At 45.1% G+C, this 16,316-nt stretch carries 17 protein-coding genes; 11 read left to right on the top strand and 6 right to left on the bottom strand.

What is annotated here, in order from left to right:
* Positions 1-17: 17 nt before the first annotated feature.
* The 4 genes from ruvC to GWO68_RS08635 all read left to right on the top strand — a co-directional run bounded on the left by ruvC (position 18) and on the right by GWO68_RS08635 (position 4,169).
* Entirely contained in the window at positions 18-590 is a 573-nt protein-coding gene (ruvC, locus tag GWO68_RS08650) for a crossover junction endodeoxyribonuclease RuvC (RefSeq protein ID WP_162346037.1), read from the top strand.
* 967 nt (positions 591-1,557) lie between these two features.
* Positions 1,558-2,373, top strand: a complete 816-nt coding sequence (locus tag GWO68_RS08645) for an MlaE family ABC transporter permease (RefSeq protein ID WP_162346036.1) — start codon at positions 1,558-1,560, stop codon at positions 2,371-2,373.
* Between the two features lie 12 nt (positions 2,374-2,385).
* Positions 2,386-3,159 (top strand): ABC transporter ATP-binding protein, encoded by a 774-nt coding sequence (locus tag GWO68_RS08640; RefSeq protein WP_162346035.1) that lies wholly within the window; start codon positions 2,386-2,388, stop codon positions 3,157-3,159.
* Positions 3,159-4,169 carry an MlaD family protein gene (locus GWO68_RS08635; protein ID WP_162346034.1) on the top strand — a complete coding sequence of 337 codons (1,011 nt, stop codon included), beginning with the start codon at positions 3,159-3,161 and terminating at the stop codon, positions 4,167-4,169. The genes GWO68_RS08640 and GWO68_RS08635 overlap by 1 nt, the downstream gene beginning before the upstream one ends.
* A gap of 638 nt (positions 4,170-4,807) precedes the next feature.
* On the opposite strand, the gene GWO68_RS08630 is transcribed toward GWO68_RS08635, so the two are convergent.
* The 5 genes from GWO68_RS08630 to rsmA all read right to left on the bottom strand — a co-directional run bounded on the left by GWO68_RS08630 (position 4,808) and on the right by rsmA (position 9,209).
* A complete protein-coding gene (locus GWO68_RS08630) occupies positions 4,808-5,206 on the bottom strand; it encodes an HIT family protein (RefSeq protein ID WP_162346033.1) in 399 nt (132 codons plus the stop codon).
* Positions 5,207-5,209: 3 nt separating this feature from the next.
* The gene (greA, locus tag GWO68_RS08625; RefSeq protein ID WP_162346032.1) at positions 5,210-5,683 is read right to left on the bottom strand and encodes a transcription elongation factor GreA; all 474 of its coding nucleotides are present in this window, start codon (positions 5,681-5,683) and stop codon (positions 5,210-5,212) included.
* A 312-nt stretch (positions 5,684-5,995) separates the two neighbouring features.
* Entirely contained in the window at positions 5,996-6,928 is a 933-nt protein-coding gene (locus tag GWO68_RS08620; protein ID WP_162346031.1) for an NAD(P)-dependent oxidoreductase, read from the bottom strand.
* A gap of 145 nt (positions 6,929-7,073) precedes the next feature.
* Positions 7,074-8,426 carry a magnesium transporter gene (gene mgtE / locus GWO68_RS08615; protein WP_162346030.1) on the bottom strand — a complete coding sequence of 451 codons (1,353 nt, stop codon included), beginning with the start codon at positions 8,424-8,426 and terminating at the stop codon, positions 7,074-7,076.
* Positions 8,427-8,429: 3 nt separating this feature from the next.
* Positions 8,430-9,209 carry a 16S rRNA (adenine(1518)-N(6)/adenine(1519)-N(6))-dimethyltransferase RsmA gene (gene rsmA / locus GWO68_RS08610; RefSeq protein WP_162346029.1) on the bottom strand — a complete coding sequence of 260 codons (780 nt, stop codon included), beginning with the start codon at positions 9,207-9,209 and terminating at the stop codon, positions 8,430-8,432.
* Between the two features lie 148 nt (positions 9,210-9,357).
* Here rsmA and GWO68_RS08605 point away from each other — a divergent pair, with 148 nt between their 5' ends.
* From GWO68_RS08605 to GWO68_RS08580, 6 genes are all read left to right on the top strand, one after another.
* Positions 9,358-10,791: a leucyl aminopeptidase family protein gene (locus tag GWO68_RS08605; protein ID WP_162346028.1), complete on the top strand. Its 1,434-nt coding sequence runs from the start codon at positions 9,358-9,360 to the stop codon at positions 10,789-10,791.
* Between the two features lie 6 nt (positions 10,792-10,797).
* On the top strand, positions 10,798-11,820 hold the full coding sequence (gene pdxA / locus GWO68_RS08600; RefSeq protein WP_162346027.1) for a 4-hydroxythreonine-4-phosphate dehydrogenase PdxA: 1,023 nt from the start codon (positions 10,798-10,800) through the stop codon (positions 11,818-11,820).
* Between the two features lie 63 nt (positions 11,821-11,883).
* Entirely contained in the window at positions 11,884-12,432 is a 549-nt protein-coding gene (locus tag GWO68_RS08595; RefSeq protein ID WP_162346026.1) for a YceD family protein, read from the top strand.
* A gap of 50 nt (positions 12,433-12,482) precedes the next feature.
* Positions 12,483-12,680: a 50S ribosomal protein L32 gene (gene rpmF / locus GWO68_RS08590; protein ID WP_162346025.1), complete on the top strand. Its 198-nt coding sequence runs from the start codon at positions 12,483-12,485 to the stop codon at positions 12,678-12,680.
* Between the two features lie 51 nt (positions 12,681-12,731).
* Positions 12,732-13,673: a phosphate acyltransferase PlsX gene (gene plsX, locus GWO68_RS08585; RefSeq protein WP_162346024.1), complete on the top strand. Its 942-nt coding sequence runs from the start codon at positions 12,732-12,734 to the stop codon at positions 13,671-13,673.
* A 133-nt stretch (positions 13,674-13,806) separates the two neighbouring features.
* Entirely contained in the window at positions 13,807-14,805 is a 999-nt protein-coding gene (locus GWO68_RS08580; protein WP_162346023.1) for a beta-ketoacyl-ACP synthase III, read from the top strand.
* A 91-nt stretch (positions 14,806-14,896) separates the two neighbouring features.
* On the opposite strand, the gene GWO68_RS08575 is transcribed toward GWO68_RS08580, so the two are convergent.
* Complete coding sequence (locus GWO68_RS08575; RefSeq protein ID WP_235941999.1) at positions 14,897-15,340, bottom strand: tRNA (5-methylaminomethyl-2-thiouridylate)-methyltransferase; 444 nt, start codon at positions 15,338-15,340, stop codon at positions 14,897-14,899.
* Positions 15,341-15,453: 113 nt separating this feature from the next.
* On the opposite strand from GWO68_RS08575, the gene GWO68_RS08570 reads away from it, so the two are divergent.
* Positions 15,454-16,119 carry an RNA polymerase sigma factor gene (locus tag GWO68_RS08570; protein WP_162346022.1) on the top strand — a complete coding sequence of 222 codons (666 nt, stop codon included), beginning with the start codon at positions 15,454-15,456 and terminating at the stop codon, positions 16,117-16,119.
* The last annotated feature ends 197 nt before the right edge of the window (positions 16,120-16,316 follow it).

Genomic DNA, 16,316 nt, shown 5'->3' with positions numbered 1-16,316 from the left:
CTTATTTTTGTAGACTTATGGTTTACTCTTCTGCGCTTCCGCCCAACAAACTTATTCTTGGTATTGACCCCGGCACCCAGGTTATGGGCTACGGCCTTATTGAAGTTACCGGTTCTAAAGTAAAGGTAGTGCAGTATGGCGTTATTCACCTGAAAAGTTACAGCAACCACGCCATCAAGTTAAAGAAAATTTTCGACCGCATGATACAGCTCATCGACGAATACCTGCCGGATGAGCTGGCTATCGAATCTCCTTTCTTTGGGGTTAACGTCCAAAGTATGCTGAAACTAGGTCGTGCCCAGGGTGTTGCCATTGCTGCGGCCCTCTCCCGCGACATCCCTTATGTGGAGTATGCACCCAAAAAAGTAAAGCAATCGGTTACCGGAAATGGTAATGCTTCTAAAGAGCAGGTTGCCAGTATGCTGGTACAGATCCTGAAAATTCAGCCGGACCCGAAAATGTTTGATGCCACCGATGCCTTGTCTGTCGCGCTGTGCCACCATTACCAGAAAGGTAACAATGCAAAATCTGGCGCCAAGTCCTGGAAAGGTTTCCTGACAGATAACCCGGATCGGGTTGCTTCGAAGTAAAGTTTTCTTTTATAGATTCTCTCTTTTGTCATCCCGAGCGAAGTCGAGGGATCTTATGTGTCCTATAGTTGCAGTCTATACTTACTCATACCAAGCCTTTTCTTTCATAGCTACTTCCGATCCTGGGAGCTCTACTTGCCTATAGTTTCATTCTATACTTTGGTGCCCTCACGGCCGGGAGCCCCGTCTTCGGGCATCGCGCGGTGTACATTTCTTTTTCTCGTACCTCGAAATGCCTGCGGCACCAGAAATCTACAAGGCGCTCAACCCAAAGACTGTGATCTTTCTCATGGCTATAGTTTAACTATACTTTGAAATGACAAGCTTCGAAATTTATCGTGGCTATAGTTTCGTAGGGACAGGCCGCGACCTGTCCACTCTTGGTCTGTAACACTATTACTATACTTGTAGCTATAGTAATAGCCGAAATTCCCTCTTGAGAGGGGCAGGGGTGTGTTATAGCTAAGGCTAAGGCTTATGCTCATTTCACACAAGATCCTTTCAGGATGACAGAAGAAGTAACAGTTTAAAACTCCCTCTCCTGTTTTTAGGAGAGGGTTGGGGTGAGGTAAATTTTAAACTATAAAACTATAGCTCCAACTATAGCAAAGGCCTAAAAACTCCCCGCCTTAGACTACCGAGAAGCGATTTCGAAGGTAGCGAGCGTAGCTCTGAGGGGTTGGGGGTGGTTGGACCACGGTAACTATAAAACAAAAGATCTCCCAACATCGAACCCTGCAAAACAAACGCAACTTTAACCAGTTGTACCTCATCAACTCTAAACTTTACTTTATCCGGAATACACTATATAAACGGCATTACGTTAGGCATACAAAAGCATTTGAATTACATTTGCGTTTTATAACCCTGAATGTCGGGCTGGCCGTAAGATGAGTTACTTGTTTTACAGTTCCAGAATCGTAATTTTTAGTAAACTTGAGCAAAAATCGGCACCAGCAAACAGCCAATGGATTATAGTAACAGAGAAAAAGACACAACACGCCGACGTAAATACTTTTTAACCAGAAGGTTGGACCGCCTGTTTCTGGAACTATACCAGATTTATGCTTTCGTATCCCGTTTTTTCCGCGAAGTCTTTTTCCCACCCTACGAATGGAGAGAGATCATAAAGCAATGTTATGAGGTTGGTGTAAAATCACTTCCCCTTATTTCTATTACCTCCTTTATTATCGGTATTGTATTCACAAACCAGTCGCGCCCTTCGCTTGCCGATTTTGGTGCAGCCTCTTTGTTGCCTGCCCTTATTTCGGTAGCTATAGTGCGTGCCATGGGGCCATTGGTTACAGCCATTATCGCTTCAGGTAAGGTGGGGTCAAGTATAGGTGCCGAGCTGGGCTCTATGCGCGTTACCGAACAGATAGATGCCATGGAAGTATCGGCTACAAACCCGTATAAATTCCTGGTAGTGAGCCGCGTACTGGCTACCACGCTTATGATTCCGGCCTTAACCATGTATACCACTTTGGTTGCCTTGCTGGGTGGCTATTTAAATGTGCATCAGAATGAACTTACAACTATAACTACCTTCTTTACACAGGTTTTTGAGGCCATCACGTTCCTGGATATAGTTGCCAATACAGTTAAATCAGTATTGTTTGGTTTTACGATTGGTATGGTAGGTTGCTATAAAGGATATCATTCGTCTAAAGGCACGGAAGGAGTAGGCAAAGCGGCCAACTCATCGGTAGTTACGGCCATGTTTCTCATCTTTATTGAAGAGCTGCTTACCATGCAGATCATCAATGCTTTACGTGTTATATAACCGCCTGACCTGATGAAGAAACCAAACTCGAAGATAGACCTTACGCAAAAAGTGATCACCATTAAAGGCCTTACCAAAGCCTTTGATGACTATGAAGTGTTAAAAGGCGTAGACCTGGACCTGTACAAAGGCGAAAACCTGGTAGTGCTTGGCCGCTCCGGTACCGGTAAATCGGTGTTGATAAAGATAATTTCGGGGCTATTGCGCCCCGACAGCGGTCTGGTAAATGTGTTGGGCCAGGATGTAGATAAACTAACGCCAAAGCAACTGGATGCCCTTCGCCTGAAGATCGGCTTTTCGTTCCAGAACAGTGCCCTTTACGATAGTATGACGGTGAAGGAAAACCTGGAGTTCCCGCTTATCCGCCACTCTAAAGAGATGTCGGCTCGCGACCGTGACCGTATCATAGATATTGTATTGGAAGCGGTAGGTCTTTCTCAAACTGTAAACCAGATGCCATCTGAACTGTCGGGTGGGCAGCGCAAACGTATAGGTATAGCCCGCACCCTTATTTTAAGGCCCGAAATTATGCTATACGATGAGCCAACCGCCGGCCTTGACCCTATTACGAGCCAGGATATCAATAACTTAATAAATGAAGTGCAGCGCCGCTTTAATACTTCTTCTATCATCATTACCCACGACCTTACCTGCGCAAAAGCTGTCGGCGACCGCGTAGTAATGCTGCTCGACGGGCAGTTTCAGCGGCAGGGTACGTTTGAGGAAGTGTTTGATACAGAAGATGAACGCGTGAAAGCTTTTTATAACTACAACTTTACTGAATAATGAATACGGCAGATAATAAACGATCTATTATAGTTGGCATTTTTGTGCTGCTTGCCCTGGTAATACTTATTGCCGGTATTTTTACGCTGGGCGGCCAACAGAAACGCTTTATTGCAACCTTTACAGTAAAGGCCGTTTTTGATGATGTGGCCGGTCTTAAAACAGGTAACAACGTGTGGTTTTCCGGTGTAAAGATCGGAACTATAAAGTCTATCCAGCTTTATGGCGATTCGCAGGTAGAGGTTATCATGAACATCGAGGAAAGCGCACAGCAGTACATTCGTAAAGATGCTGTAGCCCGCATCAGTTCTGAAAGCTTTATTGGTAACAAAAACATTATTATCGAAAGTGGAAGTCCGCAGGCTACACCTGTGCAGGACGGCGACCGTATTACAGCTGTAAACCCGCTGAACACCGACGACTTAATGGAAACGCTGCAGCAGAACAATAAGAACCTGGTAGCTATTACAGGCGATTTTAAGCAGCTGTCTTCTAAACTTGTAAATGGCGAAGGCACCGTAGGCGCAATTCTAACTGATACGGCCATGGCAGATAACTTCAGGGCGATGGTGGCAAACCTGCAGCGCGTATCACAAAATACCATGCGTGCCTCAAACGACCTGAACCGTTTTACCGCACAATTAAATACCAAAGGCAGCCTGGCCAGCGAATTACTGACCGATACTACCGTATTTAACCAGTTGCAGGCATCTATGGCGCAACTTAAGCAAGCTACTACCTCGGCGGCTAACCTAACCCAGAACCTGAAACAGGCAAGCACCAACCTGAACGACAAGAACAACGCCATGGGCGTATTGCTGACAGATAAGGAATTTGCCCGCAACCTGCAAAACACCATGCAAAACCTGGAAACAAGCACCCAGAAATTTGACCAGAACATGGAAGCCCTGCAAAGTAATTTCCTGCTGCGTGGGTACTTTAAAAAACAGGCGAAGGAACAAAAGCAAAATGGCCAGCAACCGGTGCAGCCGGATACAACTAAACTATAGTTAGAATTAATTTTATAGAAGCGCAGTAGGTTTATACTTACTGCGCTTTTTTATTTTCATATTATTGATGCGATTTTACTCTCTTCTGTCATTTCGAACAACGTGAGAAATCTATCTCAACTTATAGTTACGTCTATACTTCTTTTCCATAAGTTATCCATTCATAGCCACTTCCAATCCTGGGAGTTTAACAACCCTATAGTTCTATAGTTAGCTTTGGTGCCCTCACGGCGGGGGTAGGGGCCCTCTTCAAGGGAAGCCTCATCCCGAATCAAGTCTGGGATCTGGAATCTTTCGATAGCTTCTGCTATAGTTAGAATGAGAAGCTATAGTTGTGTAGCTTAAGCGTGGTTGTATTTTCGTAGGGACAGGTCGCGACCTGTCCGATCGTGGTCTGTAACTATAGAACTATAGCTGTTTGATTGGCGATAACAGAACTGTCTGTCCCCTTGAGGGGACTACAGGGGTGTAGGAACGGAAACTATAAAGCCAAAAGCTAGCAGGAGCTGCGCACGCTGCCAGGTCTAAAATCCTGCAAATCCTTTAAAATCCTATAAATCCTGATTCAGACAAAACAAAAATCGCCGAAACAAAGCATCATACTTTCTTCCGGCGATTCTTAAATCTATAGTTACTCTTTACTCTTGGTAGGCAGCTTTTATTTTTTCCAGTGTTTCTTCAAACTCCTGCTGGCTGAACTGCTTTTTGTTAGCAAAGTTCATGTCCTGCATGCTGTTTAAAGGAATAAGGTGTACGTGCGCATGTGGTACCTCCAGGCCAACCACGGCGATGCCAATACGTTTGCAGGGCACTGCCTTTTCAATAGCAGCCGCTACTTTTTTAGCGAAAGCCATCAGGCCCATATAGAGCTCGTCGTCCAGGTCAAAGATGTAATCAATTTGTTGCTTCGGTATTACCAGGGTATGACCTTTAGTCGTCGGGAAAACATCCAGAAAGGCAAGGAAACGGTCATCTTCTGCTATTTTGTAAGCAGGTATCTCACCATTCACGATCTTAGTAAATACAGAAGCTTCCATAGTTTATCGGCTTATTTCCAATACCTCGAACTGTAGCTTTCCGGCTGGCACTGTAATTTCGGCCACCTCCCCAACCGACTTGCCCAGCAGGCCTTTACCGATCGGTGACTTAACAGAAATTTTACCTGTTGCCAGGTCTGCCTCTTCCTCCGCTACCAAAGTATAATCTACTACCATATTGTTCTTCAGGTTTTTGATTTTTACTTTAGACAGGATCAGGGCTTTGCTGGTATCTAACCCGGATTCATCTATCAGGCGGGCGTTGCCTACTACTTCTTCCAGCTTCGCAATTTTCAGTTCCAGGTGACCCTGGGCATCTTTAGCAGCATCATATTCGGCATTCTCGCTCAAATCGCCTTTATCACGGGCTTCAGCAAGCTGACGTGCAACCTCCGAACGGCCTTTGGTTTTAAGCTCCTGTAACTCTTCTTTCAGTTTTTGTAAACCCTCTGCAGTGTAATAAGATAATTTGCTCATACTAAATTCTTGTTGTTTAAGACACAAAAGCAAAGAGAACGGTTATGGCATGCATAACCGTTCTCTTTGCAAACTATGTAAATTATATCAGTTCTATTCTAAAAGCAACGCCACCTGTAGCGGTATTGCTAGCATTATACCATATGCTGGTATTTAAGTAAAAAATAGGCAGGACCTTATGGCACCTGCAACGTACTAAGGCAAATATAAGAAATTTTTATTAACAAGCTGATTCTACCTGTTTTTAAATTTTAACAGGCATTTATACCGTTTATAGTTGCAAATAATGGCTTACAAGCATTACAGGCAGATTTATAGTTGCAGCAATGCTCTTATTTTCTGTACCAGCACTTCGTTTATCTTGATATACGATTCGTGAGTCCAGCCGCCGATGTGCGGGGTAAGCACTACGTTTTGGGCCTGCGCCAGGTAGTTATAGTTAGCTTGTTGCTCCTGGGTAAGCGTGTGCAGCTTTTCGTTTTCCAATACATCTAGGGCGGCGCCTTTTATAGTTCCTTTTTTAAGATGTTCTACTAAAGAGGTCTGGTCTACCACTTCGCCGCGAGATGTGTTCAGGAACCAGATCGGCTTTTTGAAGCCGTTAAAGAAGGCATCATCGGCAAAATTATAGTTCTCCGGGATATACGGAATATGAAAACTCACGATGTCAGCCTCAGCCTGTATAACCTCCATCGGAACCTGCTCTGCCGGCACCGATACTTTCTCGGGGGCAAACTTATCGTAAGCAAGTATACGGCAGCCAAAGCACTGCAGCAGTCGGGCAAAACTCTGCCCCATGTTTCCGTAGCCAAAAATGCCGATTGTTTTACCACTTATTTCTTCGCCACGGTTTTCTTCGCGCAGCCATACTTTGGTGCGCACTTCGCGGTCGCCGCGGGCAATGTTGCGGGTTAGCGAGAGCAACAAACCAAGCGTAAACTCCCCTACTGCCTGCCGGTTGCCTTCGTTAGCTGAAAGTAATTTTATACCTCTTGCTTCCAGGGCTTCGGCATCAATATTATCTACACCAGCACCAGCACGGGCAACAAACTTCAGCTTATCAGCATACTTTATAGTTTCTGCGGTAACACGCATCTTGCTCCGAACTATAAGCCCGTCGAACCCAACTAACGCTTCGCAAACTTCTGTCGGTTTTATAGTTGGCCGGTAATCTGCCTCCACGCCTATACTTTCCAGCATCGGAAAAATACCTGGGTGCACTTCGTCGATGATCAGGACACGCATTGCAGTTAGAGAGTTTAGGAGTTAAAGAGTTAGTGAGATACGAGATATTGGAGTTAGAAAGTTTGGAAAGTATAAGTTAGAAAGTTATTCTGGATTCAGCTTTCTATACTTTCTGCTAACTATAGTTCAGGATTTAGTAGACCGTTTACAGATTATAGAGCAAGTGCGCAACCCCAAAATAGATTGCCAAACCTAACAGGTCGTTTGCTGTAGTTATAAATGGACCAGCAGCTACGGCAGGGTTTATGCCAAATTTGTCTAGCACCATCGGCGTTATAGTTCCCATCATCGAAGCCAGCATTACCACCGAAAACAAAGCCAAAGAAACCACCATCGCTAGTGTTAAATCGGAACGCAAAAGATAGGTAAACGAAAATACCAGTGCCGAAATGATGAGTGCATTAAGTAAGGCGACCATAATCAATTTAAAAATACGCTGGGCAAAGTTCTCGAACATCACCGCATTAGAGGAAAGTGTCTGGATGATGATAGAAGAAGACTGAATGCCTACGTTACCGCCCGTTGCCGTAATTAGCGGCACAAAAAGCGCCAGGGCCGGAAGTATAGCAATGTCTTTCTCAAACATTCCCATGAATTGGGCAGCCAGTAGCCCGCCAACCATACCAATGATCAGCCACGGAATGCGCGAGCGCGAAATACGGAACACGCTGTCATCTTCTTCCACGTTCTCCGAAATACCAGTCATGAGCTGACGACTTAACTCAGCCTGTTCCTGCATCACGTCTACTACGTCATCAATCGTAATACGGCCCAGCAAACGCCCTTGTATGTTTACCACAGGTATCGCTTCCAGGTCATACTTCTGCATCACGCTTACTACCTCGTTCTCATCTCTGAATGACTCGATTGAGATAACATCGGTACTATAGATATCTTTTACCAATTTATCGTCCCGGGAAAGCAAAAGCGCCTTCACACTCACACGGCCAACCAGTATATCCTTATTATCAACCACATATACCGTATAGATGCGTTCTACATCTTCGGCCTGCCTGCGAATCTCTTCGATACACTGCCTTACACGCCAGTTCAGGTTTACTTTTATAAGCTCTTTCGCCATCAGACCACCGGCACAATCTTCTTCGTAGTGCAGCAGGTCCAGTATGTCTTCCGATTTCTCCTCGTTCTCCAGTAAGGCCAGCACTTCTTCGCGCGTCTGCACCGATTGCTCGTTGAGAATATCTACGGCATCATCGGAGTGCATCAGGTTAATGTAGCGGGCAATCTCGGCAGATGTAAAGTAATGCAGAAAATCGGTACGAATGTCGTAGTCCAGATCGCTCAGTATCTCAGCTCCCACCTCGGGCGGCAGCAAATCCATCACGTATTTGGATTCGTTGGCATCCAGTTCGTAGAGCACGGTGGTAATATCGGCCGGGTACATGTCGGCCATCGTACTCAGTATAAATTCTGAGTCCTTGCGTTCAATGGCTTCCTCTACCTGGTCAATATACTCTCTTGTGATCTCTACCTGCATACGCTATTTATTCTGCTCTACCAGCTGGGTTAATGCTATAAAATCCTGCACCGAAAGTTGCTCGGCACGCTTATCAAAAACGGGTTGCGCCTGTATTTCGGGCGGCAAGTTATAACTTTTGAGACAGTTACGCAGTGTTTTGCGTCGTGTTCCGAAACTCAGTTTAACAACTTCAAAAAACAGCTTCTCATTACAAGGCAATTCCTTCACCTCGTTCCGGATTAGACTGATAACCCCGGACTTTACTTTTGGCGGCGGATGGAACACATGTTCGTGCACCGTGAAGTTATACTCTATCTTATAGAATGCCTGCAACAACACACTCAGTATACCATAAGTTTTAGAGCCCGGAGGCGCTGCAATACGCTCAGCTACTTCCTTTTGTATCATACACACTACTTCCGGCACTACATCGCGGTGCTTTAAAACAGCAAAGAAAATCTGGCTCGATATGTTGTAAGGGAAGTTACCGATAATGGCAAACTTGCCCGGGAATAGCTTGCTCAGATCTGTCTTCAGAAAGTCGGCTGAAATGATGCGGTCTTCTAGTTGCGGAAAATGCTCTTTTAAGTAAGCGATGGATTCACGGTCGATATCGATTACTGTGGTTCTATATTCTTTGTGCTGCAATAAATACTGCGTGAGCACACCCATACCCGGGCCAATTTCCAAAACATCCTGCACGCCTTCGGGCATGGTCAGTTGCTCCACTATCTTCTGGGCTATGTTCTGGTCGACCAGGAAGTGCTGGCCTAAATGTTTTTTCGGACTTACTTTGCTCACTGTCTATACTTTATAGTTTGCGGCGATTGTTATACTTTTTGCCGGAAACCCGTTATACCTTTATTGTGCGCTAAACGGCTACGGCTGCTTGTTTTCGCATTACGTTTTATAGTTACTATATTGCAGCCATCAAAGATACGAACGACAAATGCCAACACAACTTAAATACGACACAAGCTTAGCTAAAAATACTGATCTGGCCCTGATTATTGCCGCCAACAAGGGAACTGAGTTGCAGGAACTGCAGCCGGAAGAGCAAAACTATGTGCAGCAGCAACTACAGCAGGAGGCTAAGTTCATTTACCTGAACCGCTATTCGCACCGCGTATATATTGTTGTAAGTCCGGATGCCAAAACCGAAGACCTGAAAAACGAAGGGCTTCGCCAGGCCGGCTATAGTTTGTTAAAGCAGCTTAAAACGGATAAATCTGAAAGTATAACTATAGTTGACAAGACCGGCAGCAATGCCAGCTTATACTTAGCCGAAGGTTTATACTTAAGTAACTACCAGTACTTTAAGCACAAAACCAAAGATACCAAGGAAACTACGCTTAAAACCATAACTATAGCCGACGAAACTATAGATGCAGCGCAGGTGCAGGAACTGGCCAACGTACTGGAAGCAGTTTACAAAGTTCGCGACTTAATAAACGAACCACACAGCCATCAGTCCGCAGAGCAACTAAGCGAGCAACTGGAAGTGCTGGCATCTGAAGCAGGTTTTAAGCTGGATGTGCTGGACGAGATCAAAATCCAAAGCTTGAAAATGGGCGGTTTACTGGCTGTAAACCAGGGAAGCGACGATCCAGCTACGTTTAACATATTAGAGTGGAAACCAGAAAACGCTAAAAACAGCAAACCATATGTATTGGTAGGTAAAGGCGTAGTGTACGATACGGGCGGGTTAAGTATAAAGCCAACCCCAATGTCGATGGACTATATGAAGTCTGATATGGCTGGAGCCGCAGCTGTTACAGGCGTACTGTATGCTGCAGCTAAAAACAACCTGTCACTTCATATCATTGGTCTGATACCGGCTACAGATAACCGCCCGGGTGGTAAAGCAGTTGCCCCTGGCGATGTAATTACAATGCACAGCGGTTTAACAGTAGAAGTACTGAACACCGATGCTGAAGGCCGCCTTATATTGGCTGACGCCCTGAGCTTCGCGAAAAAGTATAACCCTGAACTGGTAATTGACTTAGCAACTTTAACGGGTTCTGCGATGCGCGCCCTAGGCAAAGAAGCCTTAGCTGCCATGGGTACTGCCGGTGATGATGTAATGGCTGATATCAAAAAAGTGGGCAACAAAGTACACGAGCGCGTAGTGGATTTTCCGCTATACGACGAGTATAAAAAGCAGCTTGACTCTGAAATTGCAGACCTGAAAAACATTGGCGGTGCCGATGCTGGCCATATTACAGCAGGCAAGTTTCTGGAGGCATTTACCGATTACCCTTGGGTGCATTTTGACATTGCCGGAACAGCTTATTTACACGCCGAAGATTCTTACCGCGGCAAACTGGCAACTGGTACAGGCGTTCGTCTTGTTTACAATTACCTTAGCTCAAAAGCTAACTAACCAACAATGGACAACAGATTTAAAGCCAGACTGGGCTTAACTATAGGCGACACCAATGGCATTGGCCCGGAAGTGATCATCAGAACATTATCAGACCAGCGTATACTTAACTTTTGTACGCCGGTTATTTATGCGTCTGCCAACGTGCTTAATAAAGTACGTAAGGCGCTTAGTGCCGAGCATTTCCATTACCAGCAAGTGCAATCAGTGCAGTCTATAGTTCCTAAAAAAGTTAACCTGATCACTTGCCTGGACGAGAACCTGGAAGTACACCTTGGTAATCCGACACCGGAATCTGGTAAAGCTTCGCTGGACTCTTTAATGGCCGCCTGTAAAGACCTTAAAGCTGGCTTGCTGGATGGCATTGTTACAGCACCTATTGATAAGGAAAATATCCAGACGGATGAATTTAAATTCCCGGGCCATACCGAGTTCCTGACTTCTTATTTTGATGCGCCGGAAAGTTTAATGCTGCTCGTAAGCGGCGATTTGCGCGTGGCAACTATAACCGGCCACATGGCTGTAAAAGATGTGTCTGATAGAATCACGTTCGACCTGATCATCCGGAAGATAACCATACTTTTAGAATCGCTGAAGAAGGATTTCGGGATACTGAAGCCGCGTATTGCCGTGATGGGCCTAAATCCGCATGCCGGCGAAAATGGTTTGTTAGGTACCGAAGAACTGGAAATAATTCGCCCGGCAGTAATGCACCTGAAAGAAAAAGGCCACTTAGTGTTCGGGCCCTACCCTGCCGATGGCTTCTTCGGGATGCAGCAGTATAAGCAGTTTGATGCTGTTGTTTCGATGTACCACGACCAGGGACTTATTCCTTTTAAAACCCTGGCCTTTGAGAGCGGGGTTAATTTTACGGCCGGTTTGCCTATAGTTCGTACCTCGCCAGATCACGGCACTGCCTATAGTATAGCCGATAAACACGTAGCCAGCGAAACCTCTTTCAGGGAAGCTTTGTTTCTGGCCTGCGATGTAATAAAAAAGAGAACTGCAGAACAAATGCCGGTTGTTTAATAAACAGGTATTTTATTTGTCAGAATAATGTTCTAATTTTGCAACTTGCAATAAAAAAAGGTAGTGAAGAAGTTAAAAGAATACGAGATCAACATTGCCAAACTCAGCAATAAAATGCACCAGTACGAGTTTGAGATGGATGATTCATTTTTTAACCTTTTTAGCGACGAAATTATACATGGTGGCAAACTGCGCGCTGATGTAGAGCTTGAAAAGAGTGAAACGCTGCTAACACTGCATTTTGATATTAAAGGAACCGTGCGCTTAACCTGCGACAGAAGCCTGGAGGAATTTGATCAGCCAGTTGATGTTCAGGAAGATATGATCATGAAGTTTGGTCCGGAAAACAAAGAATTGGACGAAAACCTATGGCAGATTGAAAGCGATACGCAGCAGATTAACGTGGCACAGCACCTGTACGATTATATTGTATTGTCGCTGCCGATGAAAAAACTGCACCCACGGTACCTGGAAGAAATGGATGAAGACAGTGATAACGATATCCTGGTTTACTCGTCCAGACAAAGCGGTGACGCAGATAACGACAACGACGAGGATGATGACGACGACGACATTGACCCACGCTGGAACGCTCTGAAGAACCTGAATTAGTAATAGCTTAACGAATTATAAACACAGTAAATAAATTATTTAACTAAAAAATGGCACATCCTAAACGTAAGATTTCGAAGACCAGAAGAGATAAGAGAAGAACTCATTATAAACTTTCTGAGAAAGCCATTGCGATCTGCCCTACTACGGATACTCCGCACCTATACCACCACGCTTATGTTGTAGAAGGTGACCTGTTCCACAAAGGCAAACTGGCAATCAAAAATTATACAACTAACGCCCAGTAAGCATTAGCTGCTCATAGTTTTAGTTCTGTATAGTTTAACATCAACCACTACATGAGGATCGCCTTAGACGCAATGGGTGGCGATTATGCACCGGAGGCAATAGTTAAAGGTGCTATACTTGCCGAGAAACAGCTTCCTGAACAATACGAGATCTTGCTGATAGGCAAAGAAGATATTGTAAAGGCGTTGTTACAAGAATATGGGTATACCGGGACTAGCATTAAAGTGGTTAATGCTACCCAGGTTATTGAAATGGGGGAACACCCTACCAAAGCCCTCACCCAAAAACCAGACTCCAGCATTGCTGTTGGTTACGGACTACTGAAAGCCGGGAAAGCAGATGCTTTCTGCAGTGCTGGTAATACCGGAGCCATGCTTGTTGGGGCTATGTTTAGCGTTAAAGCTATAGAAGGTATTTTAAGACCATCTATAGCCGGGCTTGTTCCGAAAGTGAATGGTGGTTATGGTATAATGCTGGATGTTGGTGCAAACGCAGATTGCAAACCGGAAGTACTGGAGCAATTTGCTGAGCTTGGCTCTATTTACGCCAAGTATGTACTCGACATCGAGAACCCTAAAGTTGGTTTGATGAACCTGGGCGAAGAGGAGGGCAAAGGCACTGTAAATACACAGGCTGCGCATCAGCGTCTTAAGGTAAACCAAACTATAAACTTTATCGGCAACATAGAAGGCCGCGACGTTTTCAATGATAAAGCAGACGTTATAGTTTGCGACGGTTATACCGGTAATATCATCCTGAAAATGGCGGAGTCTATCTATGACATATTAAACGAGAAGAAGATGCACGATCCGTTCTTCGACAAGTTTAACTATGAAGCCGAGGGGGGCAGCCCTATTCTGGGTATAAATGGCAATGCAGTAATTGGCCACGGGGTATCTACTCCTACAGCTATTTGCAACATGGTATTGCAGGCTCAGAAAATGGTAGCATCTAATTTATCAGAGCGCTTCAGAAAGAACTATAGCGAATAACATCAGTGGCCTTGCGGCCATAATTTGAACTTGGCATAAGCTGTTTCGGTTAACTTTTTATAGAACCGAGCGCTTGTGCCAAGTTTTTTTGTATCTTGCCCGCCTTAAACTAACAACCTAATACCTTTTAAAGATGAGTAAAATTACTGCCGCGATAACAGGTGTAGCGGGTTATGTACCCGACTACGTGCTGACGAACAAGGAGCTTGAAACAATGGTGGAAACCAATGACGAATGGATCACCTCAAGGACCGGCATTAAAGAAAGGCGCATATTAAAAGGTGAAGGAAAAGGTACATCGCATATAGCAGTACCGGCAGTTTTAGAATTACTTAAAAAGACCAATACAAAACCGGAGGAAGTAGACCTGCTTATCTGTGCTACTACTACCCCAGACATGGTTTTCCCGGCAACAGCTAACCTGATTACCGCTGAAGTTGGTGCAGTTAACGCCTTTGGGTACGACCTGCAGGCGGCCTGTTCAGGTTTTCTTTATGCATTGGTAACAGGCTCTAAGTTCGTAGAGTCTGGTCAGTACAAAAAAGTTATAGTTGTAGGAGCCGATAAAATGTCCTCTATCATAGACTATACCGACAGAGCTACCTGCATTATTTTTGGTGATGGTGGTGGCGCAGTTATGCTGGAGCCAAACACGGAAGGCTTGGGTATCATTGATTCGGTGCTTAAGTCGGATGGTACGGGTGCACAGTTCCTGCACATGAAAGCGGGCGGTAGCCGCAAACCGGCAAGTATAGAAACAGTACAAGCCAGAGAGCATTACGCGTACCAGGAAGGCCAGCAGGTATTTAAATTTGCAGTAAAGGGTATGGCAGATGTATCGGCGGAAGTAATGGAACGCAATCACCTTACCGGCGACGATGTGGCCTGGCTGGTACCGCACCAAGCTAATAAACGCATTATAGAGGCAACGGCAAACCGCATGGGCCTGAGCAACGAGAAAGTGATGTTGAACATCCACAAGTATGGTAACACTACCAGTGGCACCATTCCGCTTTGCTTATGGGAGTATGAAAACCAGCTAAAAAAAGGCGATAACCTTATACTGGCTGCATTTGGCGGTGGCTTTACCTGGGGTGCTATTTACATTAAGTGGGCTTACGATCCGAAATAGTATAACTTAACTATAACAGAAAAGCGGCTTTAACGGCCGCTTTTTTTTAATTCTGTCTGCTCCTACCCTACAACTGCAACTTACCTATAGTTTACCCAAGCATTTGTTCGGTTTTATAGTTTGTTCGGGAGCCAACGCCGCCTTCGGGGTGATGGGCTTCAGATAACTGTGCTAAGCAGAAAGCGCCAACTGCCATAACCAGGTCACGCACGGCAATATCGAAATACTCCCCGGTCGTGATCAGGTTTAAGGCGATACCTACCAGCCAGGCCGCCACTACATACCCTCCAAGGCGTGGCCGCAGCAAAACCAGTATACCGGCAATTATCTCTATCACGCCAACTATAAGCATAAACGTATGCGGGCTAAATGGTATGATGTCGGCAACCATAGGGCTCAGGTATTTGTCCCAGTCGGTAAGCAAGTGCGTAAATTTATCGATACCAGCCACAATGGGCACTATGGCATAGGTATACTTTAGTGTCGCCCAAACGGTGTGCAGGCGGTCAGTGGAAATACTTGATGCGGTGTTCATGATGTTTATCCTCCATTTTTAAGTTATAGTTTTAGGAATTAGATATCTTCAGGTAAAATCCGTTACAAAAAATGTAACCCTCTGACTGTTTGCACATCCAACTATAAAAAACGATGCAGGCAATAAACTATACCTTAAAAGAGGCCGGAACAATGCCGGATACGGAGGTGGTGACCCGTGTGCTGGCCGGAGAAAAAGAAATGTACGAGCTGCTGATGCGCCGCCACAACCAGAAACTATACCGCGTTATCAGGAGCTACCTGAAAAGCGAGAGCGAAGTAGAAGACGCCATGCAGGACACCTACCTGAAGGCCTACGAAAAACTTTACCAGTTCCGGCACGATGCCCAGTTCTCTACCTGGCTCATCCGGATAGGTATAAATACGGCTTTGGCCAGCTGGCGAAAAAACAAAAAACTGGCCGAAGCCCCTACCGACCTGATCGACTATGACGCACTGCCGCTTTCTCACATAACGCCTATGGACCCCGAAAAAATTATTATCAGTAGCGAAGCCAGGCATTTACTGGAGAAGGCCATTGATGCTATACCTGAGAAGTATAAAATAGTGTACACCCTACGTGAGTTGGAAGAAATGAGTGTGCAGGAAGTAATGGATTGCCTGGACCTATCAGAAAGCAATGTGAAGATAAGACTGCACCGCGCCAAAGCACTCTTAAAAGATAACCTGTACAAACTAGCCAACGACAGCAGCGTGTTTGAGTTTGGCAACGAGCGCTGCAACAAGATGGTGCAAATGGTGATGCGCCGCCTGGCATAAAACCTGCCTGCATGGTATAAATTGCCTTTAAAGTCGCTTTCTGAGGCGTTAAACTATAGTTTGCGGCTGAGAAAGGGGCCACAGCAATATGTTGCGCATGCATAACATATCAAAAAATCAGCTAACAAACAAGTTAAAATCCTACCTTTTTTCAGAACAAATCACACAGATTGACTAACTTTGCTTGCTAAACATAG

Origin of the sequence: Pontibacter fetidus (assembly GCF_010119545.1) — a bacterium.
In the GTDB taxonomy this organism is placed as follows: domain Bacteria; phylum Bacteroidota; class Bacteroidia; order Cytophagales; family Hymenobacteraceae; genus Pontibacter; species Pontibacter fetidus.
This window is presented reverse-complemented; position numbering and strand designations above follow the sequence as displayed.

Coding starts and splice junctions, on each gene's coding strand:
- GWO68_RS08645 (WP_162346036.1), top strand. CDS start 1,558: ATGGATTATAGTAACAGAGAAAAAGACACAACACGCCGACGTAAATAC.
- GWO68_RS08640 (WP_162346035.1), top strand. CDS start 2,386: ATGAAGAAACCAAACTCGAAGATAGACCTTACGCAAAAAGTGATCACC.
- GWO68_RS08635 (WP_162346034.1), top strand. CDS start 3,159: ATGAATACGGCAGATAATAAACGATCTATTATAGTTGGCATTTTTGTG.
- ruvC (WP_162346037.1), top strand. CDS start 18: ATGGTTTACTCTTCTGCGCTTCCGCCCAACAAACTTATTCTTGGTATT.
- GWO68_RS08620 (WP_162346031.1), bottom strand. CDS start 6,928: ATGCGTGTCCTGATCATCGACGAAGTGCACCCAGGTATTTTTCCGATG.
- GWO68_RS08630 (WP_162346033.1), bottom strand. CDS start 5,206: ATGGAAGCTTCTGTATTTACTAAGATCGTGAATGGTGAGATACCTGCT.
- GWO68_RS08570 (WP_162346022.1), top strand. CDS start 15,454: ATGCAGGCAATAAACTATACCTTAAAAGAGGCCGGAACAATGCCGGAT.
- rpmF (WP_162346025.1), top strand. CDS start 12,483: ATGGCACATCCTAAACGTAAGATTTCGAAGACCAGAAGAGATAAGAGA.
- greA (WP_162346032.1), bottom strand. CDS start 5,683: ATGAGCAAATTATCTTATTACACTGCAGAGGGTTTACAAAAACTGAAA.
- pdxA (WP_162346027.1), top strand. CDS start 10,798: ATGGACAACAGATTTAAAGCCAGACTGGGCTTAACTATAGGCGACACC.
- GWO68_RS08580 (WP_162346023.1), top strand. CDS start 13,807: ATGAGTAAAATTACTGCCGCGATAACAGGTGTAGCGGGTTATGTACCC.
- GWO68_RS08605 (WP_162346028.1), top strand. CDS start 9,358: ATGCCAACACAACTTAAATACGACACAAGCTTAGCTAAAAATACTGAT.
- mgtE (WP_162346030.1), bottom strand. CDS start 8,426: ATGCAGGTAGAGATCACAAGAGAGTATATTGACCAGGTAGAGGAAGCC.
- plsX (WP_162346024.1), top strand. CDS start 12,732: ATGAGGATCGCCTTAGACGCAATGGGTGGCGATTATGCACCGGAGGCA.
- GWO68_RS08575 (WP_235941999.1), bottom strand. CDS start 15,340: ATGAACACCGCATCAAGTATTTCCACTGACCGCCTGCACACCGTTTGG.